This window comes from Thiofilum sp., from assembly GCF_016711335.1.
In the GTDB taxonomy this organism is placed as follows: Bacteria; Pseudomonadota; Gammaproteobacteria; order Thiotrichales; family Thiotrichaceae; genus Thiofilum.
Window position 1 is genome coordinate 1 of record NZ_JADJTF010000006.1, and the last position, 21,507, is coordinate 21,507.

Consider the following 21,507-nt stretch of genomic DNA (forward strand, 5'->3'; position numbering starts at 1 on the left):
ACTAATACCCGCCGGAGGGTCGGTGACTAGGCTATCGACCGAGTTGTCAGGCAGGGTTTTTAATACGTCTAAGCAATCGCCGTAGTGTAACATAGTTTTAAACCTTGATCATTAGCCGCTCAATGTGACAACTTAAAATTTATGAAATACCTACTCCTTTCAACCCTTCTTTTATCCGCATGTACTACGCCGCCCAGGGCAGATAATGAACAATATAAATACGCTAACCCTAGCGCTCGAAAAGAATGCCTAAAGTACGACGACGGGACGCTATGCACACAGTATATGCCCAGCGGCAATGAACGATAAATTAAGAAAAAAGATTGAAGAACTAGCACCGGATTATAACAAGTCTGAGATAGCTAGGTTACTAAAGGTAAATATCAACACGGTATCTTGGTACTGTCATAAGTACGGTATTAAATTTAGTCGCAAGCGTTTTAAAACTGTAGAGAGCTAATAAAACAGATCGAAGAGCTGGCTCAACACTACACAACTAAGATGATAGCCGAAAAGCTAGGTATTAATAAAAACACGCTGCATAGTAACATGCGGCTAGCTGGCATTAAACCTATAACAAAAAAGCGCCTACCAAAAGAAAATACTCCCACAATATATGCCGACAAGGTTTTGGAGCTAAGGGACAAGGCCTACAATCATTGTAAAAAGAAGGGCTATGGAGAAGACGCCGACGACTTCGCACAGTGGGCTTGTGAGAAGGCTTTAATGGGTAAGTATACATATAACATGCGTTACTTGTTTATAGATTACTTACGGGAAGTAAAGGGCCGCACAGAATACGCTGAACTAGGCAGCATAGAGCAGCAAAACAAACTAGCTCATAATTATAGCCGTGACAGAATATCAGGCACAGAAGCGCAAACTGATGACGGCTTTATTGACCTAGCAACGCCCGCTACTCAAGAAAATGAGCCTAGCCCACTTGAGCAAATAAGGTTTAAAGATAAGTTAACTAAGGCATACTTTGTACTAATCACTAAATATGGTTTTACAAATAGGGAAGTAGCCGAGGTTTTTGGCGTGCATGAGTCTTATATAAGTGCTGTGCTACAAAAAGAGACTGAGCGGCTAAAAGAAGAGTATAAAAATAAGGGTAAAAAATGAGTGTAGAACAAAGTATAGCGTTTGATTGCGTAGAGTGTGGTGATGATACAAATACAGAGGGTAATATTTATCAAGTGTATGGCCCTATGTGTACGCTTTGTATCTGTAACTTAATAAGTAAAGATAAGGAATAAGATGAAGAAGCGGGGTGGTAAGCGGGACTGGGGTAAGCCGCTTGGGAAAACACCAAGGCTTTGTAAGCGTACTTTAGATAAGCTTGAAGTACACACAGATAGTGACGGTAACAGAATTAAGGAATGTCCCGAGTGTTTAGAGCTAAGTACAAAAGTTAAGAAATGTTTAAAATGTGATAAAACATTTACACCAGCATGTAGGGTGCGGTTTTTATGCGTAAATTGCTACGACCGTAATCAGCTAAAACACATTGAGTTTTATAAAGTAGGGTATTAAATAATACATGTTTACTATATTATAATAGTATAGTATAATGCGCGCATGTTAAGTTACGATATTAAAAAGCTATATAAAATGAGCGAAGACGAGATATGGTCTACTGTGTTTGCTGCTTCTTTAGAGGGCCATGCTCATAGTTTGTTTGATGTATTTGGCGTTGATGGTGTTTACGCTCTCGTGTCACACCCTGAGTACAATACATTTAGTACACATTTACAGTCGTTTGTTTGGACTAGCATACAGGCAATTGATATTGGCGATAAGATACCTACGAGGGCTTTATGATCGAGTTAGAGATTAATGGTTATTACTTTCACGTTAAAAATGCGCTTATCGATGGGGATGGTTACCTAGAGTACGCGATTGATCATTACTTTGAACCAGGTGAGCACGACACGCCCAGCACTAATAAGGTACCAAAGGATATTATAAACACTCTTGAGTATGTATTAACGAAAGAACTAGAAGAGGACCGCAGGGAAGGCATGATGAGGTATAGTAAAGATGACTGACAGAATTGATATGTTAAAAGTATGCCAGATGATTGAGCATAACATAGAGCTAGGTGTTGAGGTCGGTAGTACCGAGTTAGACTTGCTAGGATTAACCGATGCGCAAGCGGGCGGCATAAAGCATGTGTCAGCTAGGCTACCATACGTAAAGGAAGCTATCGACCGCCTAGAGGCCTTATCTGCAATGGAAAAAGAACGCGCTAGTCAGTACGTAGCTAGATCGAAGTCATTAGCTAATGCTGCTAAGAGTATAAAAGACTACTTAAAGTATCAACTAACATTACTTGATATAAATTCAGTGGATAGCGATGGGGTTAGGGTGACCGTTCGTGAAAATCCACCTAGCCTTAAAATATCTAACGAGGGTGAGATACCTGAGAAGTATTTTAGGCAAGTAGTGGTGAGGGAATTAAATAAGGATGCCCTTAAACGGGACTTACAAGCTGGTGAGACAATACCAGGGGCTACTATTGAGGTCGGCACACATATCAGGTTTGGCGCAGGTACTCCAGTTACAAAGCTAAAATAACGTGATGCTATGACAGCATGGCATTTAATAAATATAAGAGCGTTAAGGTCGACCTAGACGGCTATTCCTTTGCATCGAAGCTAGAAGCAGCACTATATCACTTTTTAAAATTACTTGTGCGTGCTGGTGAGTACAAGGACTTAAAGTGTCAGGTTCAGGTAAGGCTACCTGGCAAGGTTATTTATAAGCCAGACTTTAGTGCTGTGAATACGGCCACTAAAGAAGTTGAGTACTTTGAGGCTAAGGGCTTTGAAACAGCAACGTGGCGTATTAAACGTATGTTATGGAAGACAAACGGCCCTGGCAAGCTGCACGTATATATGGGCAGTCATAGCAATATTAAGCTTAAGGAAACATTAAACCCGAAGGTTAGCCAAGTTATATGCCCTAATTGTAGCCATGTGATAAGTGCGTAATGCCTAGGGTAGCTCAATGGTAGAGTGCCTGGCTCATGATCAGGTGGATACAGGTTCGATTCCTGCACCTAGGACCACTTAACATTGTTAATGATATATGCCATAACAATTTATTATAAATAATTAGTTTACAAATATAATCAAGTATACTATAGTATGGTTATATAGAGGTATTTATGACTAAAGAATATGATTACATCCCCAATATTTTTAATTGCTATGTAAACGGCTCGACTGTGCATCTAAGGGTAAATAAAAAAACAGGTACAGCGGAAGTTTATATTCAAGACTATAATAATGACACAGTAAATTGTTTCGAACTATTTAAGTCTAAAGATGCTGCTTTAGACTTTGTTGAATCTTTTAGAAATGACGAACATGAGGATGTGCACGGGCTTTGGTCATTGTTAGCTCATTTGCGCATTAAACACATTAATTAACATTGTTAAGATTAGAGGGAATAAAAAACCCCCAGCTTTATTTGGTTTACAAACTAGGCTGAGGGTTATACATTCGTTTCTGCAAAGAATAGAAAGTGAGCTGAGCGTAACACTGGCAACACTGTTTCGACAACCACTTTCTTAATCTTAGCAATTAACAAATATAAGTAAGCTTGCTTACGAGAGCATACCCTTGGCTTTAACTTAAGGGCGTGTGTGGTGGGGAGATAGACCAACAACCGAACACAAACGAGATAGTGGTGGCTAGGGTGAGTTCAAAAGCCACAAGAGCAGGGACTTGAGCCGAAAGGCTGTGGATACTGCGCTGTAACCGGGGAGAGATACAGTCTCATACTAAATGAATTCCACCAACCGCTAGGACTGTTATCCGATGCGGAATGCCGAAGGGGCCGGGACACTCAGGGGCTAAACCTAAGTACCGACATTCTAGAAGGCAGGCAGTCGAATGGATTAGAAATAATCTACGTTGGACTTGCTATGCCTTCTAAAGCCGAACTCCTCGAAGCTCTGTATTCGCATTCAAGTTATACACATGTTGATAGATTGAGAGGTTAACGATGAGATACTGGACAGATGGAGCATGCTACCCAAACCCAGGTAATGGTGGATGGGCAGTAGTAGACGAGAATGGTGAAGTCATTGCATCTGGATATGAACATGACACTACCAACAATCGAATGGAGTTGATGGCAGTGCTTATGGCTTGTCAGCATTCCCCTAAAGGTGGTTTTGTTTATTCGGATAGTAGTTATGCAGTTGACTGTGTGATGAAGTGGTACGTTGGTTGGCTTAAAAATGGAAAGACAGTTGGAAAGAAGAATCTTGACGTAATTGAGAAGTGTTATGAGCTGGTTCGTAATAAGTCACTGACTGTGTCTTGGATAAGAAGAGAAACGCATGAGATGAATCAAGTTGCTGACGAGGCTAGTAAGTTCATGGCTCAACAGGCTTATGAAGAAAAAAATGGGATTTCATTTCCTGATGATGGTTGGAACATTTATTCCAAGTGGGAGAAGCAATGAAGCAATTTAAAATAGAGTCAGTGGTATTGAAAGAGATTAAAACTATTTATGATTTATTTAATGAATTATTAGATTTACCGTTTGAATCTTCATTAGGTCCAAACGAGACACACTTATTTAATATCAGTAAAAAAATAGATAAAAAGTTTAATCAACTAATCTTAAAGCTCGAGGGCCAGATTAAAAAATAACTAGCTTGGTTTAATTAGGTGGATTGGCTCACTACGGATTAAGGATTAAAAGGAGTAGAGTATGCATGAAGGTATGATGTTTTACAGTTGTGAATATTGTAGAGAAACGTTTTCTAAATCAGAAGACCTAGATGCGCACGTGGTTTCTTCTCCGTGCCGTGATTGTGCTGGCAGTGTATCAACAAAGACTAACCCACACGATATAGTGATGGGCACGTTAACGAAGAGGGAGTTTATAGCTGCTATGGTCATGCAGGGATATGCCAGCAGAGACCACAATAAAGGTAGAATGATTTGTGACTATACATATGCCAGTAAAGAGGCAGTAGAACGAGCAGATGAGCTGATTGAGGAGCTGAATAAATGAGTAATAAATACACCCTACATATTCGTGAGGGGCAGAATTGGGATAAATTCGGAGATTTTTTAAATAAAGAATTCTCTGGTTCTGATTTTGAGATAAAACTTTATTCAGATAAAGCTGTGCGGGATATTGGCGACTTTTGTACTATGTACGGTAAGGGCGGACCGTTTACTTTAGAAGAGATATTCCCAAAGGATAATATTTACATATCTAAAGATTCTATAATGCTACCCATAGAACAAGCTGAAGCGCTTATTAAATCCTTTCGGGTGCATCTTTCAACGGATAGTATCTATGGAGCTAGGCTACCGTACAACAAATATACCAGCGTTATGCATCCTTACTCTATTGATGACTATACCTTAATGCCTAGTATCGTCCCCTACACACAATACAATCCAGTCAAACACAGCATGTGGCATTGGATTAAAAATAAGGTTGCAAAACTTAAAAAATCATAACATTGTTAATAAAAGAACGGTGTTTATGAATAAAATGATCGGTTTTGTATCAAAAACAGCGCGAAAGTTACTAGATCTATTCCCTGTTAAACTTCCTACGGGAGCCACAGCATTCAGTGCATTCTGTTCTAGGATTCTATCCACGCACGGGCTGCCCGACATGCCCAGCTATCATCACGCTATAGCAAGTATGGTCATGAACCTATCCCCCCAGACAGACAGGAAGGCTCCGTATTTTTTTGTAAAGGCAGTACGTAAGGCCATGGCAAACCAGACGGCTTACGATGCTATTCAAAAGATTCGAGAAGAGGAAAAGCAAAAGGAACTTGCACCAGGGGCTTCAACTAATGAAGCAATACAGGAATAAAGAGTTCTTGAAGTTAAGAGATGAGTGGTACAGAAAACTTAAGAACGATGGGTTTAAGGATATAGAAAAGGCCAGTGCTGGTTTTCCAACAACAGTACTTGAGCAATATCATTCATGCTATTTTGTAAGTAGATATGGACAGCAGGAGTTTGAGGAAACTATAGCTTACTATGATGCGGCTTCGGCCCTATCACTTAAAGGTGAGTCTTTTTTAAATGCTAAAATATGGCGGCTACATAGCCAGGGCGTAGACCAACCGACTATAGGAAAGCAAGTAAAGAGATCAACCGCTAGGGTGAACCAGGTTATTCAGAGTTTTCGCAAGAGGTTTTTAAAATGATAGGCGGCGCTAAAACCCATGTTATCCTAAGACCGTATAAAGCATCAGAGGACCAGGGTTTTTTGTATAGCACCTGGATACAGGGCATGTACTTTGGTAATACTTGGAAGGGTCCAGATGCTCAGTCTAGCGGCACCTTTCATAGAAGGTTCTCTGAGGTTATAAAGGCAATAATAACTAAGCCAGAGGTAAAGATAACCGTTGCTGCACTAAAGCAAGATACGGATGTAATACTAGGCTATTCTGTTAGCGAACCAGGCATATTACACTGGGTATATGTAAAACCTACTTGGCGCAAGTTTGGTATAGCTAAAGCCTTAGTTCCTGATGATGTAAAAATAGTCACACACCAAACAAACAAGGGTAGATCTATCATGCCTAAAGCATGGAAGTATGACCCTTTTATGATTTAGAGGATATATGAGCGAAACACTAACCAGAGACCAAGTTAAACAAAAGGCCATACAGGTACTATCTGAGATAGGAACAAAGCAGTATCAACGCGCCTGTATCGATCAAGAGTGTATTGCTCTTTATGAAGAAGTATCAAAACTTAATCTACAACTAGTAGAGTTTCAAAAGGCTGACTCAGCCAAAGGAGAATTACAATGAGAGCAGTGAAAGCTAAACTTAAAGATGTATCAGAACAGCTAAAACTACCAGATGATTTTGTATTGATCGACCAGGTCATGTTTCACTCTGCTGTAATGATCGCTGGCAAGACCGAGACAACAATATCTAAGGTTAGACTACCTACCCTGCATCAAATGGGCTGGGACCCAACTGGCACCTTTATACGCATCCTATACACAGACACCAAAGGCAGACCACACGCCATGCAGCTACATGGAAGCACTGCAAAACAGACTACATTAGTTTAATATAAGTGTATTGATTTTATCAAGTACTATCAATGGCAGATATAAAGAAGCACAAGCATACAGGTAGGGCTAAGAAGGGTGAGCCTGGGAGGAATCCAAAGGGTCGTCCACCTGTTATACATCCAGAGATACAACGGGCTATTGATAAGAATAGAAATGCGGTTAAGGAACTAATTTTAACTTGTCTTGGTATGCCAGAGGATATGGCAGCGGCTAGAGCCAGGAAAACAGATCTAACTATTGTTGAGAGAATGCTGTGGCAGTGCATTGAAAGAACTACTCTAGATGGTGATGTAGATAAATTTAGAAAGCTCCTAGAGATTCCCTTTGGAAGGTTACCAGAGGATAAGTCAGAGTTTGAAGTGTCAGAAGAAGAGCGTGCAATGATTGTCACACTTAGGAAGAGGTTAGCTGATGAGCGAGCTATCACCACAGGCACAGAAGCTGATAGAAGAGGAAGTGTTGAAGGTCCGCCGGACGTTTGACCCAAACACAGTTAGAGACACCTCGTTTCCAGAACAAGACAAGTTTGTACAAGATAGATCACAATTCCTAGCAGCTCTATGCACAAGACGCGCAGGAAAGAGCAGTGGACTAGCCCTTAGATACCACAGAACTATGCTCGAATATCCTGGCTCTATGAGTAGGTACATTGCTCTTACTCGTGACTCAGCAAAAGACATTATGTGGCCAGTACTTCAAGACATGAACGATAGATTTAATCTCGGAGCAACACTAACAGAGTCTAACCTAACTATGACCCTAACAAACGGGTCTAAGTTACGTTTATATGGCGCTGACATGAAAAACTTCATTAGGAGATTAAGAGGAACTAAGTCACCAGCTGTTGCTATAGATGAGGCGCAAGAGTTCGGTCCACACATAACTAACCTTATTGATGATATTCTAACTCCAGGTATCGCAGACTATGATAACTCTTGGATTGCTTTAACTGGCACGCCTGGCCCCATACCCAGAGGTCTATTCTACGATATTACACATAAGGGCATAGGAGAATACTCTATTCATAGATGGAGCCTATACCAAAACCCCTACCTTCCTAATGCTCAACAGTTTGTAGATAAACTTAAGAAGAAGAAACAATGGGATGATACAAACCCAACATTCCTACGCGAGTACATGGGTAGATGGGTACTTGACCTAGAATCCCTATGGATTAGATGGTATAAAGAAAAGAACCATTATAATGAGTTACCAGCTCATAACTGGGTGTATATCCTAGGCGTAGATATAGGCTTTAATGATGCCGATGCCCTAGCTGTCATTGCATGGTCAGAGTCTACAAGGAAAACCTATCTAGTTGAGGAAGTTATTACAGAGGGACAAGACATAACCACGCTTACTAAGCAAATCACTAGAATGATGGATAAGTACGATATTGCTAAAATGGTTATGGATGAAGGTGGACTAGGTAAAAAGATTGCTGAAGAGCTAAGGCGCAGAAAGCACATACCTATCCACCCAGCAGATAAGGCACGTAAGATGGAGAACGCCGCATTCTTAAATGAAGAGCTAAGACTAGGTAATTTTAAAGCTAGAGAAGGCTCTAGGTTTGTTCAAGACTCATTCCAGGTTCAGGTAGACCATGAAAAGACCACACCAGATAAGATAGTACTTAAGTCAGGGTTCCACTCAGACATTATAGACGCGGTGCTATATGCGTTTAAGGAGTCACCTGCATTTACGTACCAGAAGCAAGAGGATAAGCCTAAATGGGGCACTAAGAAGTGGGCCCATAATGAAACAAATGAGATGGAGCAAGCTGCAGAAGAGTACTTTTCATCCTTAGAGACTGAATCCCAATACTAAAGTAAGGGGAATTACTATGCTTCCAATGTTTGATAAGAAAAAAGTGGCATCTGTGATTATGGAACGCCGCGGTAAAAGAGATCTAGAGGTTAATATTGAGGTTGAAGCTCCAGAGTCAGATATGGACCCAGGCTTAATGCAAGCAGCTGAGGACTTATTAAGGGCTATAGACGATAGATCCATCATGGATATCGCAAGGGCTATGAAAGCCGCACATGAGATCTGTGAGATGTATGAGTATGAAGAGGGATATGAGGACATGGAAGAATGAGTAGCTCTCTATCTATGGCCTATGCAGCTAGGAAAGCAGCAGGCTCTCCAACATCAACCAGCATAACAAAATCAGAGCATCCAGATACCACTGACCTAGTTAGTAAGATTATGGCGCGTAGGTCTAAAGCTAAAGAAGAGCCAATAGACGAACTAACAGAGGATGATATGGACCTGGTGACAGAACAACCAGAAGAAGACCCTATACTAGATCGTAGGGCCTTAATTGCTAGTATCGTGGGTAGAAATAGGGACTAAACTTAATCCTTGTACTGCATTAATGGATACAGATTTAAAGAAACTACGAAAACTGGTTAAGTTCATGCAAAAAGAGGGCGTTTTAGTTCTTAAAGTTCGTGAAATTGAAATTCAATTGTCTAAGTCGGCATTGTTCCACGTGGAACATACTAAGGAACCTGTAGAGACTACAGCTACTGACTTGCCTGATGAAAACCAATATACCGAAGAAGAACTACTTTTCTGGTCAGCACCTGGCATACTTGAGGACTCACACTAATGGCGCATAAGATAACTCCTAAGAAAGATAGCAACACTGTTGTTGTACGCACTAAAGATACCTCAACAGCTACAAGGCAAGGAGCATGGTGGAAGGCTCAAACTAAAGCAGATCTATCTATGGAGTTATTAGGTACTGCAAGCTTATTAAAAGAACAGCAACAGTATCGGTATAGGCAAGCTAGTATATACGCTAGGATGTATGGAAATATGCCTCTTATGGGCTTTCCTGGTGCAAGTATTAATAGAATGTCTACTAACCAGAACCTGCCAAGTGATAGGCCAACTATGTCTGTTGTTACCTCTTGTGTAGACACTCTTGTATCAAGGCTTACCCAGTCTAGACCTAGGCCTGTATTCTTAACTGATAATGGCGACTCTAAAAATAGGAAGTTTGCTAAGCAAATGAACAATTTCATAGCTGGGGCTTTTTATAGCTGTGATGCATACCCTAAAGGGGTTACCGCCTTACGTGACGCAACAGTTCTTGGCTCTGGTGTACTTAAGGTATTAGAAATAGATAAAAAGGTTGCTCTTGAGCGTAAGTTATTTACAGAGATATTAGTCGATCCAAACGACGCTTTGTATGGCGATCCACGCCAGATGTATGAGGTTAAACTTATAGATCGTGAAGTATTAATGGAGATGTTCCCAAAGGCAGCATCTAAGATTGCTAAGGCTGAACAAGCCTACCCAGATAATGCAGGCGACTCTCAAAAGACTGTATCTGACCAAGTAATGGTAATTGAGGGTTGGAGACTACGATCATCATCAACTAGTAAGGATGGTTTGCATGCTATCGCTTGTACCGAGGGATTACTGTTTGATGAACCATATGAAAAGGATACATTCCCGTTTGCTTTCTTAAATTATAGTCCAAGGCTGTTAGGTTTTTGGGGTCAAGGACTAACAGAGCAATTAATGGGTACACAACTAGAGATTAATAAGCTTTTAATGACTATCTCTTCTTCTATTAACCTTGTTGGCGTACCAAGAGTATTTGTAGAGGATGGCTCTAAGGTTGTTAAGGCTCAGTTAAATAACGCTGTGGGTTCAATTGTTACTTACCGAGGAACTAAGCCCCAATATGAAGTGGCCCCATGTGTTCCTCAAGAGTTATACGCACAATTAGAGCGATTAATACAGTATGCCTACCAGCAATCAGGAGTGTCTGCTTTATCTGCTGCCTCACAAAAGCCAATGGGCTTAGATTCTGGCAGAGCTATCCGTGAGTATGATGACTTACAGACTGATAGGTTTGCAGCTTTGGCTAAGCGTTATGACGACTTCTATATAGATCTAGCCTATCTAGTAATTGATAAGGCAAAAGATATTTGTAAACGTGACGGCAAGTACACCACTATCTATCCAAATAAAGATGGCACTAGAGAGATTGACCTACCTAATGCCGACTTACTATCTGACACATACGTCATACAATGCTTTGATACTTCATCGCTACCTCGTGATCCTGCTGGTCGTAAGCAAGCAGTAATTGAGGATATGCAAGCTGGGTTAATTACGCCTCAAGAGGGTCGTAGGTTGTTAGACTACCCAGACCTTGAGCAGGTTAATAAGCTTGCCTTTGCAGCTGAAGAAAGAATCTTAAAGATATTAGATGATATAATTGAGGATGGGAAATATTCTCCCCCAGATCCTTTTATGGATTTAGCAAGGGCTGAAGAGTTAGTAACTCAATATTATAATCTATATGAACCAGCTAAGTTACCTGAGTCTAAAGCGCAGCAGTTAAGAGATTTTGCATCACAGGTACAGGCATTAAAGAAAGCGGCAATGGCTGCTATGGCCCCAAGCCCTGAGATGATGGGAGCGGCTGGAGTTCCGCAAGCTAATCCTGCTGCTGCACCAACAAACGATATGATTCCTAACGTTCCAACTGTTTAATAAGGAGCCTTTTAAATGTCTGTAATGCCTCAACAAAGCGCAGCACAACAAGATAGTATTCCAGCTAATGAAGTAACTGAGACAGAACAACCAGCGGTAACACAAGAAAAGCCAGATATGTTAGCGCCTAAGTTTGCAGCTCTAGCCCGTGAGACTAAGGCAATTCGGTTAGCTAAGAAGCAATTAGAGATGGAGCGCAAGGCATGGCAAGAGGAGCGTCAAGGTAAAGATACAGAAGTACAAAGGGCTAATGAATGGCGTGAGCGTCTTAAGCAAGACCCATATAGTGTAATGCTAGAGTCTGGACTAACAGCAGATCAGGTAGCGGCTCTTATGATGAACCAGCCAGATCCACAAGACCAACAACTAACATTAGTGCAGCGCGAAATACAGGCGCTTAAAAAGGCTCAAGAGGATGCAGCTAAGAAGCAAGAGGAAGCACAAACACAAGCTTACCAAGACGCTCTTACGCAGATATCTAACGATGTTAAGAATTTAGTTGATACAAATGAAGAGTATGAGACCATTAAGGCATGGGGAAAACATCAGGATGTAGTTGACCTTATTGAGGCAACATACAAACAAGATGGGCGCCTTATGACTAATGAAGAAGCAGCAAAAGAAGTTGAAGAGTATCTAGTTGAAGAAGCTATGAGATTAACTCAACTAAAGAAGATCCAAGCTAAGCTTGCGCCAGCAGCTCCTCTAAATGAGACTGCAATGAAGAACGTGAATCCCGCTCAGGAGATTACTGCAAATACTCTCACGAATCGCATGGGACAGGAAACGGCTGCGAGGCCGCTCACTGCTAGAGAACGACGTGAACGAGCTATTTTAGCATTTCAAGGCAAACTTCAATCATAACATAGAACCTTGGTGCCACCCCTTAAGTGCGGCTCTGGCCTGAGATACTCTAAAAGGATATAAAAATGGCAACATTCGCAACAGCCAGTAACCAAGTTGCAGCTCTAAAGGAGTTGTATACTGGTTCTGATGATTACATGAAAGATCTAGTATATAAGAACAACCCTTTCCTAGCTTTAGTTCCTAAGAATGAAGCACCAGGTGGGTTTTCCGGTAAGTATATTCCAGTTCCTTTGATTTATGGAACTCCTCAAGGCCGTTCTGCTACATTCACAAATGCACAGAACAACCAAACAGCTCCAGCCTTAGCTTCTTTTTTCGTTTACCGTGTATCTAACTACCAATTGGTAACGATCACTAACGAACTATTAGAAGCGACCAAGGACGATGCTGGCGCATTTGTTGATGAAGCTAAGCTAAACATGGATACTGGCTTTAGAAACATTTCTAACGATATGGCTCTAGACCTATTCAGCGACGGCTCTGGCTCACGTGGTATTATTGCATCGATCACAACTGGTGTAATCGTGCTAGCTAGCCCACAGACTGTTGTTAACTTCGAAGTTGGCATGACTTTAGTTAACTACTCTGTAGCTGGTAACGTATTTACTAACGTAACCGGTGGTGCACTTGGTTATGTAATCGCTGTAAACCGTAGTGCTGGTACTGTAACCGTATCCGCTACTGCCGGTGGTGCTGCTGGTACCCCTGTAAACTGGGGCACTGCTGCATTCTTGTACCTAGGCGTACAAGGCGACGTTGCTTTCGGTACATTGACTGCAACCACATCGTACTTAAAGATTTCAGGCCTAGGCGCTTGGATTCCTACAGTAGCTCCAGGTGGTACTGATTCATTCTGGGGTATTAACCGCTCTACAGACGTGACCCGTCTAGCCGGTGTTCGCTTTGATGGCTCTAGCGAGTCCATTGAAGAAGCACTCATAGATGGTTCAAGCCTCGTAGCCCGCGAAGGTGGTAAGCCAGACATGTGCTTCATGAACTTCACAAGCTACGCAGCACTTGAAAAGAGCTTAGGCTCCAAAGTGCAGTATGTAGACGTGAAGCATGAGGAAGCTGATATTGCTTTTGCAGGTATCAGAATCCATGCTCCTTACGGACCTATCACAGTTGTGCCTGACAGAAACTGTCCCGCACAAACTGCATACTTGCTACAGATGGACACATGGAAGCTTCGCTCTTTGGGCAAAGCCCCACACGTTCTTACATACGGCCTTGAAGGTCTCGAAGGTATCCGCGTAGGTAACGCTGATGCATTAGAAATCAGAATTGGTATGTATGGGAACTTGATCTGCAACGCCCCAGGCTGGAATTGCGTAGTACAGCTTTCTAGCTAATTAAAGTTTGAGGGTGGATAGGCTTAAAAAATCTATTCACCCTCAATTCTTATTAAACAAATCCAGCGTTTTGCTGGGCTCAAAAGAAAAGAGAATAAAATGGGTAATGGTTATTATCAGCAGTTTATGTTTTCGAAGGTACATGCTCCTGTAATTTTAAAAGGTTCTGTAAATATTGGTGCAGCTGGTGCTCCTACTGGTCTTACTGGCGGTGGATTTGTGTCTATCTCTAGATTGAGTGCAGGTACTTACCAAATACTTTTAGAAGAGCCTTACAACAGGTTTTTAAGTTTAGATGTTATGGCTATTGCACCAACAACTGGTGCCGCTGTGGCAGATGGTTCTTTTGTAGTTGGTACCTCTTACAGAATCACTGTGGTTGGTGATACTGACTGGGCAGCTGTAGGATTGCCTGCCGGTGTTGTAGCAGCTGTAGGACAAGGCTTTGTGGCCACTGCAATCGGTGGTGCTGGCACCGGTACTGCAACAGCCATTGGCGTAGCAGGATCTATGGTTGCTGAAGTAGTTGGCAACCCACAAGTAATGGTTACTGAGAAATCAGTCCCTTACATGATCATGCAGATGGTTGACGACTCTGGAGCAGTAGCGGACCCCGCTAACGGTACTGTATTAGATATTGAGATGATGTTCCGTAACTCTTCTGTAAAGAGTCGCGGCGAGTAATTAATTGTGGCGGGGGAATTCAAACCCCGCCATACTTCTTTAGGGGTATATCATGGCAACTTCTATGACTTTGTCGCAGTTAATGAGTGCAACACGTCAACGAGCTGACATGTTCCCCGTTGGTTACACACCATCACTTACAAATACAGATTACTTTGTTACTGACCCAGAATTAATCAGCTACATAAATCAATCTTACTTCGAGTTGTATGACTTATTAGTCACTACATATGAAGACTATTATGTAGCTGACCCATTAATTATACCCACAGATGGTACAACAAACCTATACCCGTTACCTGATGGAGTATTATATAGCGCAGCTAAAGAGTTCTATAAGGTTTTAGGTGTTGATCTAGGACTAAACAATTCTGGAAACGCTTTTGTAACCCTTAAGAAGTTCGATTTTATTGGTAGGAATAGATATCTATATCCACAGCTAACAAGTACTTACTTAGGAGTTTTTAATCTTAGGTATAGAGTTGTTGGTAATAACCTAATGCTAATACCTACTCCATCTGCTGGTCAGTATATACGCATGTGGTACATCCCTAGAATGCAGACTCTTACTGCTCTTGCAGATGTTGCTGATGGTGTATCAGGATGGACTGAGTACATCATTACAGATGCTGCTATTAAGTGTGCGCAAAAAGAAGAGACTGATGTAACAGTGCTTGCTATGCAGAAGGCTGCATTGATTAAACGGATAGAAGAGACTGCAATGAATAGAGATGCTGGGCAGCCAGATACTATTTCTAATGTTAGGTCTCAATTAGAGCGTTGGGGTGGCGACTTTGGAACTGGAAACACTCCGATGGGTGGATACTGATGTTAAGTAGAATCCAAACTACAGACCAAGAAATACAGCTTATACAGGATAATGTAGATAAAGCATTAACACCGTTACAGTCTATTCCAATGGTTGGTGGTGCGGTTGTTTCTACTTCTTTAATATCAGGTCAAGATAACCTAATAAGGCATGGACTAGGAAGGCTACCAAAGCTATTCCTAGTAGGAAATTTAAACGCTAATTCTGTTGTATGGTCCCCCGATACTTCTACATTAAATAATGCATCTAGTGACAGTATTTTTATAAACTTAAGGTGTAGCTCTGACTGCACCATTAGCCTTTGGGTGGCATAATATGGCTCCTCTGCAAGATCAAGTACTCCCAGTAGATCTTGGATCAGGTGTAGATACCAAAACGGACCCTAAGCTTGTAATTCCTGGAAAGCTTTTAAGATTAGAAAATGCTGTTTTTACTAAGTCTAAAAGACTATCTAAGCGCAACGGGTACGCTAAGTTGTCTGAAACTATTGCATCTGTTGGTACGTTATCTAGCCCTAGATTATGCCATAGCTTAAACGATGAGCTCCTAGTATCTGATGGTGGGAAGTTATTGTCATGGTCGCCCACAGAAGACGCATGGATGGCCAGAGGTGAATATACATCTGTTGATTTATCTAGATCTGTTATAGATCAGGCAAACCCATCTAGCGGAGCTACTGACTGCGCTGTTATGGGTCAATATGCCCTTTATGGTTGGTCAACAAGTTTACAGGCTTTAACTACTCCAGCTTATTTCTTGCCTCAAGTACTGTCTAAGACTTATGGAAGTGTTGTAGATCTAAATACAGGAGCAGTAATAAGTGTAGGTGGTACGGATACAAGCACAGGGTCACAGCTACTATCTACAAAAACTGTAATAAATTACACAGTAGTAAAGTGTGTAAGACTAAGTACAACAGCCCTTGCCATAATTTATACAAATGCAGACCTAACAGCTATTGTAAGTAGAGTTGTGCAGTTTGGTGGCTCTGGTGTTGTCACGTTTTCTAATGAAACAACAATATCTACATCATACAATGGTTATTCTTTTGATGTAGCAAACACAGCTACAGGAGCTGCAATAATGTATTCAACAGCAGCAGGAATAACTGTTAGCTTATTAAATACATCTGGAGCTGTTACCTCTTCTGCTACAATTGCAGATGCTGGAGCTTCTTCTCCGTTTCACATTTCTATAGATGCAGCCGGTCTCATTTGGGCTTATTGGTGTAACGATACAAGGCAAGACATTAAGTACGCTGTTTATGATAGCTCTCTGACTCCTGTTTTAACTATTACTACAATCGTTAACTCGGCCAGTATTTTTGATAGAGTAAACAATTTAATATCAGTATCAACCTCTGTAACCACTCAAGATCTATACTATGGGACTTTAGAAACATTAATAGATAAAACAACTGTAGTAAGTGTTGATACATCTGGCACAGTAGGATCATTAGATTTATTTGCTAGAGGTGTTTGCCCGTTTTCTAGACCAATAACAATAGGTTCTGATAGTTATTCTGTATTTGCCTATAGAGGTTTTGACTCTGGAGTAGATCAGCAGCTAACAGTTAAGAACTCATTCCCTACAGCATTTTTGGTTAGGCTAGACACTGATACAAACACAGGAATACCTGCAGTAGTTTCTAGGTTTGCTACTGGGTTTGCTAACTCACAGATATTTATAGGTGCAGCAGATGGTGTATATAAAACTGGTACTGGTGAAATATCATACGCTCCTAACCTAGAGTCTCTAAGCCTAACAAGTTTTATCATGGGTATGGGAGTAGTAACCCAAGAATACCCAACTGATGCTTATATAGGTGGCACACTTCCACAGCCAGGTGGCCTATGTGGTTCATGGTCATATTTTTTTGATACAGACAGTCAAGAGTCATATTCAGCTGTTAACGTTGGTGAGATGGCTATTCTAAATGGTTCTTGTGTACATGCATATGATGGTTTGCAGGTAAATGAGTTAAACTTTCATACAGTACCAGAAATACAGGCACAAATAGGAGCTGGTACTAGCTCAATTACAGCTGGTACTTATAGCTATATTGCTATTTACCAATGGACTGATGCTAATGGAAACCTACATCAATCTACTCCATCGGTTCCATATACTATAAACGTTTTAGCAACAGAAGTTGTTGATGTTACTGTTACAACTGCATACCTTTCGCAAAAAGAGGGTGTATCTGTAGCGATATATAGAACAAAGGAAGCTGGTAGTGGCGCTGGTGGTAATTACTTTCTAGTTACTAACCCTGTGTTCTTATTAGATGCATCTGCAGCTAATGCTGAGGTTGTTACATTCTCTGATTATTTATCTGATACATTAATTAATGGTAACCCATTAGCTTATACATACCCTGGTAGTTCTGTATTAGAGAATAGTGCGCCGCCTCCATCTATGAACTTATTGGCTCACAATAATAGGCTATGGATGGCCGACGCTGAAGAGCCGAGTTCTGTTTGGTATACAAAATCATTTCAACAGTTTGTTGGTGTATCACCAAGTGCGTTCTTAGTAGATCAAATAGACCATAAGTTTGGAAATATTACTGGCCTAGGTGAGATGGACGAGAAGTTGGTTATATTTAAAGAAGAGGGTATATTTTATAGGTCAGGTGATGGAGCTAATGACAATGGACAATCATCAACACTATCTTTTCCTCAGTTTGTACCTTCTGATGTTGGTTGTATTTCACACAAGAGCATAGTTACAACGCCAAATGGTATAATGTTTAAATCTGGTAAGGGTATATATGTTATGTCCCGTGGGCTACAGGTAATGTATCTTGGTCTAGAGGTCGAACAATATAATTCCCAATTCATAACCTCTGCTAAGCTAATAGATGGTAAGTCTCAAATAAGATTCTTGTGCAGCACTGGATTAACACTTGTTTATGATTACATATTTAACCAGTGGTCAACGTTTACTAACCATACTGGATATGGGGCAACAAATTGGCAGGGCGCATATACATACGTGACTACTGGCGGCGATGTTTATGTAGAAAACAGTGGTTATTTAGATGATGTAACACAATATACAATGCTACTTCAAACATCGTGGCTTGCTCTTGCCTCTGTTCAGGGTTTTCAGAGAGTAAAAAGAGTGTTGGTTCTTGGTGATTATATAAATGGTGCAGATGCTACGCATGGTTTTTCAGTAAATGCAGCTTATGACTTTAACCCAACACTTACGCTAACAGTTCCTTACTCGTTTGGAGCCGCTTTATCTAGCGGAATAGTACAATATAGAGAACGACTGCAACGTCAGAAGTGTGACTCAGTATCGTTAACTATTCAGGAAATAAATGCATCAGCTTCTGAATCTTATGTAGATATCGTTAACCTAAGTTTTGTGGCAGGAGTGAAACGTGGAGCAAACAAGCTTGCACAGCCAGCAACAGTTGGTTAAATTAAGACAGTTTACATGCTCTGACTTAGAAGAGATATCTTTATGGTTTGAGTCAAGAGATATGGTTACTCCAACAATGGAAGACCTACCTTGTTTTGGTTTAATTGCAGAGGCGGTCTATCCTATAGCTGTTGGTTTCTTAATTGAAACAGACACAAATCATTGTGTGATAGATTTTTTTTCAGCAGATCCAAGCGAAGAAAAACATATTAGAAATGTAGCACTAGATTTAATCTGTGATGGTTTAGTGGCAGCAGCTAGATCTAAGGGTTACTCTAAGATTAAGTGTGACACTCAATTAGATATTATTAAAAAAAGAGCATTAAAACATGGATGTGCTGAATTGGGCGAGTTCAGTGTTTTCTTAAAGGAGCTATAAATGGGATCAGTAATGAAGGGCCTAGGTATACAGAGTGACTTTCAGGCGTCTAATCCGTATGACCAAAGTTATTTACAAACACAGGTACAAAATCAATCAAAGGTTATGCAACAGCAGCAAGACTTAGCTACTATGTTACAAGCTATGGCAGCTGGTAATGGTCCTAACCCTGCACAGACTCAATACAATCAAAACGTTAGTCAAAATATTCAGGGTGCACAGGGTCTAATTGCATCTCAGAGGGGCTTAAATCCTGCACTGGCGACTAGAATGGGTGCTAATGTGGCTGCGAACGCAAATCAACAGGCTGCAGGTCAATCTGAATTACTTGGACAACAGCAACAGATTGCAGCTCTAGGTGGCCTCGGTGATGTTTATGGACAGATGCAGCAAGGTAACCTTCAGGGTCAACAGTTATACGGCCAGCAAAATCTAGGAATGCAGCAATTAAATCAACAAACAAAATCAGGAAATGCGTCCCAGATAGGGCAGCTATACGGTTCTATTATTGGAGCTGGTGGTAAGGCTGCTACACAGGGTGCAGCTCATGGTGGCATGGTTCCATCTCAGGGTGGCGCTCAATCTAAAATTGGTATGATGATGCAGGGTCAGCCAGCAATGCCAATGAACTCTGGTGGAATGATACCAGGACAGGCTCCTGTGTCTGGTGACTCGGTAAAGAATGACAAGGTACCTATTATGGCTTCTCCTAAAGAGATCATAATTCCTAGATCTATTAGTACAGGTAAGGATGCACCAGAAAAGGCCAAGCAGTTTGTTGCGGCTATACTTGCTAGACAGGGAATGAAGGAGAGAAGAAAGTGAATCTATCTCATTTTAAAAAGATTAGTGAAGACGACAAGTGTGCAATGCTTATGCATCCAGATGGCCATAAAATATCAGTAGCTAAAGCCATGTTAAATCCTAAGATGCGTAGCATGTTAGGTGAAATGCCTATGCATATGGCCGAGGGTGGAATGGTAGAAGACCCAGAGAACCCTATGAACTTAGAGGTAATGGACCCACTGTCCCCTGCTATACATACTGATGGCCGTGCTCCTGCTTCGGCACCAAGTGCTATACCAGAACCAGTGCAACCAGGATTTTTTGATAATATTGGTTCAGCACTACATTGGCCAGGAAGTAGTGCAGTGGCTGCAGAAGCCCCAAAAGCGCCTCTGCCACCAGCAGGAGAAGAAATTAAGTTTGAAACCGCCTCTGCCCCAATGAATCCACCTATTATGGCGCAAAGGGCACCTCAGAGTATGGCAGCTCCTATTATAGCTCCTGGAATTATGGAGGGAATGCGTTCTGGAATTGGAATGCAGCAAGCTGGTATACAAGAGGAGGCTGCAGGACAAGCTAAGCAATCTCAAGCACAGGCAGCATTGTACGAGGATGAGGCTACACAGCTAGAGCGCGTTAGACTTGATAGCCAAGTAAAAATGGATGAACTTAATGGCGAGATAACAAAACTAAGCAAGGATGTTACTGATGGCCATATAGACCCAAACAATTGGTGGGCGTCTAAGTCAGATGGTGCAAAAGTTGGAACGGTAATAGGTTTGTTACTAGGTGGCATAGGAGCTGGGCTAACTGGTAAAGAGAATATGGCCTCTGAATACATAGATCAGCAGATTAACAGAGATATTGATGCACAGAAGGCTAACCTAAATAAGAAGAGTAACCTTCTATCTATGTACTATCAGCAGCTTGGTAATTTAAGAGATGCAGAAGTTATGACCAGAGCTTCCATGAAAGATCTTTACGCATCTAAAATACAGGCTACAGCTTTAAAAACACAGAACCCAATTATAGCAGCTAGAGCCAAGCAAGCTATTGGTTCTTTAAAGTTCTCTACAGAAAGAGAACTAGCACCACTTGCAATGAAGCAATCTATACTTGGTGGAATACAGCAAGGTAAGGTTGACCCTTCAGTCGCTGCTAGATTTGTAGATAAAGAAAATCAACCGGCTGCATATAAAGAAGCCGAACACGCAAAAGAATTACAGAGCCATATAGATAACTTTTCCTCAGCTTTTTGGAATGCTGCAAACAAGAGGCGCGATGTTAACGAAAACTTATTTGGTCAGGCAGTGTCACAGCTTAATGCTCCTGTAGCAGGTATGGTTAGAATGGTAGAGGGTGGAATCAGTGACGCTTCTATTAAGAAGTTTCAAGAGCAAATTAACCCTAAAAAAACTGACACAGAAGAGCAGGTACAACAAAGGTATCAAAACGGGATTAATCAGCTCATGCAAAAGGCTCATTTCCCAGTACTTGAAAGTTACGGCGCATCTCCAAGTATATTACTTAAACCTAGACCTAATCCAAACGCTCGCTACGGAAAGAAATAATCC

General features: G+C 41.2%; 26 protein-coding genes and 1 tRNA gene. All 27 read left to right on the forward strand.

Translation table 11 applies throughout. The features are described 5' to 3' along the window. Positions 1–501: 501 nt before the first annotated feature. Positions 502–1,125: a hypothetical protein gene (locus IPL34_RS20245; protein ID WP_296843341.1), complete on the forward strand. Its 624-nt coding sequence runs from the start codon at positions 502–504 to the stop codon at positions 1,123–1,125. 695 nt (positions 1,126–1,820) lie between these two features. Then, entirely contained in the window at positions 1,821–2,051 is a 231-nt protein-coding gene (locus IPL34_RS20250; RefSeq protein ID WP_296843342.1) for a hypothetical protein, read from the forward strand. After that, entirely contained in the window at positions 2,044–2,580 is a 537-nt protein-coding gene (locus IPL34_RS20255) for a siphovirus Gp157 family protein (protein ID WP_296843343.1), read from the forward strand. The genes IPL34_RS20250 and IPL34_RS20255 overlap by 8 nt, the downstream gene beginning before the upstream one ends. A gap of 17 nt (positions 2,581–2,597) precedes the next feature. Next, positions 2,598–2,996: a DUF1064 domain-containing protein gene (locus IPL34_RS20260; RefSeq protein WP_296843344.1), complete on the forward strand. Its 399-nt coding sequence runs from the start codon at positions 2,598–2,600 to the stop codon at positions 2,994–2,996. A gap of 2 nt (positions 2,997–2,998) precedes the next feature. After that, positions 2,999–3,073 (forward strand) — tRNA-Met (locus IPL34_RS20265). 99 nt (positions 3,074–3,172) lie between these two features. Continuing rightward, positions 3,173–3,436 carry a hypothetical protein gene (locus IPL34_RS20270; protein WP_296843345.1) on the forward strand — a complete coding sequence of 88 codons (264 nt, stop codon included), beginning with the start codon at positions 3,173–3,175 and terminating at the stop codon, positions 3,434–3,436. A 578-nt stretch (positions 3,437–4,014) separates the two neighbouring features. Next, complete coding sequence (locus tag IPL34_RS20275) at positions 4,015–4,479, forward strand: ribonuclease HI (protein WP_296843346.1); 465 nt, start codon at positions 4,015–4,017, stop codon at positions 4,477–4,479. 252 nt (positions 4,480–4,731) lie between these two features. Continuing rightward, positions 4,732–5,037 carry a hypothetical protein gene (locus tag IPL34_RS20280; RefSeq protein ID WP_296843347.1) on the forward strand — a complete coding sequence of 102 codons (306 nt, stop codon included), beginning with the start codon at positions 4,732–4,734 and terminating at the stop codon, positions 5,035–5,037. Further along, the gene (locus IPL34_RS20285; RefSeq protein WP_296843348.1) at positions 5,034–5,495 is read left to right on the forward strand and encodes a hypothetical protein; all 462 of its coding nucleotides are present in this window, start codon (positions 5,034–5,036) and stop codon (positions 5,493–5,495) included. Before IPL34_RS20280 ends, IPL34_RS20285 begins: the two co-directional genes overlap by 4 nt. A 25-nt stretch (positions 5,496–5,520) precedes the next feature. Beyond that, a complete protein-coding gene (locus IPL34_RS20290; protein ID WP_296843349.1) occupies positions 5,521–5,862 on the forward strand; it encodes a hypothetical protein in 342 nt (113 codons plus the stop codon). Next, positions 5,843–6,202: a hypothetical protein gene (locus IPL34_RS20295; RefSeq protein WP_296843350.1), complete on the forward strand. Its 360-nt coding sequence runs from the start codon at positions 5,843–5,845 to the stop codon at positions 6,200–6,202. Before IPL34_RS20290 ends, IPL34_RS20295 begins: the two co-directional genes overlap by 20 nt. 86 nt (positions 6,203–6,288) lie before the next feature. Beyond that, a complete protein-coding gene (locus tag IPL34_RS20300) occupies positions 6,289–6,615 on the forward strand; it encodes a hypothetical protein (protein ID WP_296843351.1) in 327 nt (108 codons plus the stop codon). Positions 6,616–6,622: 7 nt separating this feature from the next. After that, positions 6,623–6,814, forward strand: a complete 192-nt coding sequence (locus IPL34_RS20305; protein ID WP_296843352.1) for a hypothetical protein — start codon at positions 6,623–6,625, stop codon at positions 6,812–6,814. Next, complete coding sequence (locus IPL34_RS20310) at positions 6,811–7,083, forward strand: hypothetical protein (RefSeq protein WP_296843353.1); 273 nt, start codon at positions 6,811–6,813, stop codon at positions 7,081–7,083. The genes IPL34_RS20305 and IPL34_RS20310 overlap by 4 nt, the downstream gene beginning before the upstream one ends. Positions 7,084–7,115: 32 nt before the next feature. Continuing rightward, positions 7,116–7,568 (forward strand): hypothetical protein, encoded by a 453-nt coding sequence (locus IPL34_RS20315; protein WP_296843354.1) that lies wholly within the window; start codon positions 7,116–7,118, stop codon positions 7,566–7,568. Next, complete coding sequence (locus IPL34_RS20320) at positions 7,498–8,913, forward strand: hypothetical protein (protein WP_296843355.1); 1,416 nt, start codon at positions 7,498–7,500, stop codon at positions 8,911–8,913. The genes IPL34_RS20315 and IPL34_RS20320 overlap by 71 nt, the downstream gene beginning before the upstream one ends. A gap of 16 nt (positions 8,914–8,929) precedes the next feature. Next, positions 8,930–9,184: a hypothetical protein gene (locus IPL34_RS20325; RefSeq protein ID WP_296843356.1), complete on the forward strand. Its 255-nt coding sequence runs from the start codon at positions 8,930–8,932 to the stop codon at positions 9,182–9,184. Between the two features lie 279 nt (positions 9,185–9,463). After that, positions 9,464–9,700, forward strand: coding sequence for a hypothetical protein (locus IPL34_RS20330; protein WP_296843357.1), 237 nt, complete (start codon positions 9,464–9,466; stop codon positions 9,698–9,700). Then, a complete protein-coding gene (locus IPL34_RS20335) occupies positions 9,700–11,604 on the forward strand; it encodes a hypothetical protein (RefSeq protein ID WP_296843358.1) in 1,905 nt (634 codons plus the stop codon). Before IPL34_RS20330 ends, IPL34_RS20335 begins: the two co-directional genes overlap by 1 nt. A 15-nt stretch (positions 11,605–11,619) precedes the next feature. Next, positions 11,620–12,468, forward strand: a complete 849-nt coding sequence (locus IPL34_RS20340; protein WP_296843359.1) for a hypothetical protein — start codon at positions 11,620–11,622, stop codon at positions 12,466–12,468. A gap of 65 nt (positions 12,469–12,533) precedes the next feature. Then, positions 12,534–13,823: a phage major capsid protein gene (locus tag IPL34_RS20345; protein ID WP_296843360.1), complete on the forward strand. Its 1,290-nt coding sequence runs from the start codon at positions 12,534–12,536 to the stop codon at positions 13,821–13,823. 99 nt (positions 13,824–13,922) lie between these two features. Beyond that, the gene (locus IPL34_RS20350) at positions 13,923–14,507 is read left to right on the forward strand and encodes a hypothetical protein (protein WP_296843361.1); all 585 of its coding nucleotides are present in this window, start codon (positions 13,923–13,925) and stop codon (positions 14,505–14,507) included. A 52-nt stretch (positions 14,508–14,559) separates the two neighbouring features. Next, positions 14,560–15,336 carry a hypothetical protein gene (locus IPL34_RS20355; RefSeq protein ID WP_296843362.1) on the forward strand — a complete coding sequence of 259 codons (777 nt, stop codon included), beginning with the start codon at positions 14,560–14,562 and terminating at the stop codon, positions 15,334–15,336. A 315-nt stretch (positions 15,337–15,651) separates the two neighbouring features. Continuing rightward, entirely contained in the window at positions 15,652–18,768 is a 3,117-nt protein-coding gene (locus IPL34_RS20360; RefSeq protein ID WP_296843363.1) for a hypothetical protein, read from the forward strand. Next, positions 18,728–19,147, forward strand: a complete 420-nt coding sequence (locus tag IPL34_RS20365) for a hypothetical protein (protein WP_296843364.1) — start codon at positions 18,728–18,730, stop codon at positions 19,145–19,147. The genes IPL34_RS20360 and IPL34_RS20365 overlap by 41 nt, the downstream gene beginning before the upstream one ends. Next, entirely contained in the window at positions 19,148–19,972 is an 825-nt protein-coding gene (locus IPL34_RS20370; RefSeq protein WP_296843365.1) for a hypothetical protein, read from the forward strand. Continuing rightward, on the forward strand, positions 19,969–21,504 hold the full coding sequence (locus IPL34_RS20375; RefSeq protein WP_296843366.1) for a hypothetical protein: 1,536 nt from the start codon (positions 19,969–19,971) through the stop codon (positions 21,502–21,504). The genes IPL34_RS20370 and IPL34_RS20375 overlap by 4 nt, the downstream gene beginning before the upstream one ends. Positions 21,505–21,507 lie beyond the last annotated feature (3 nt).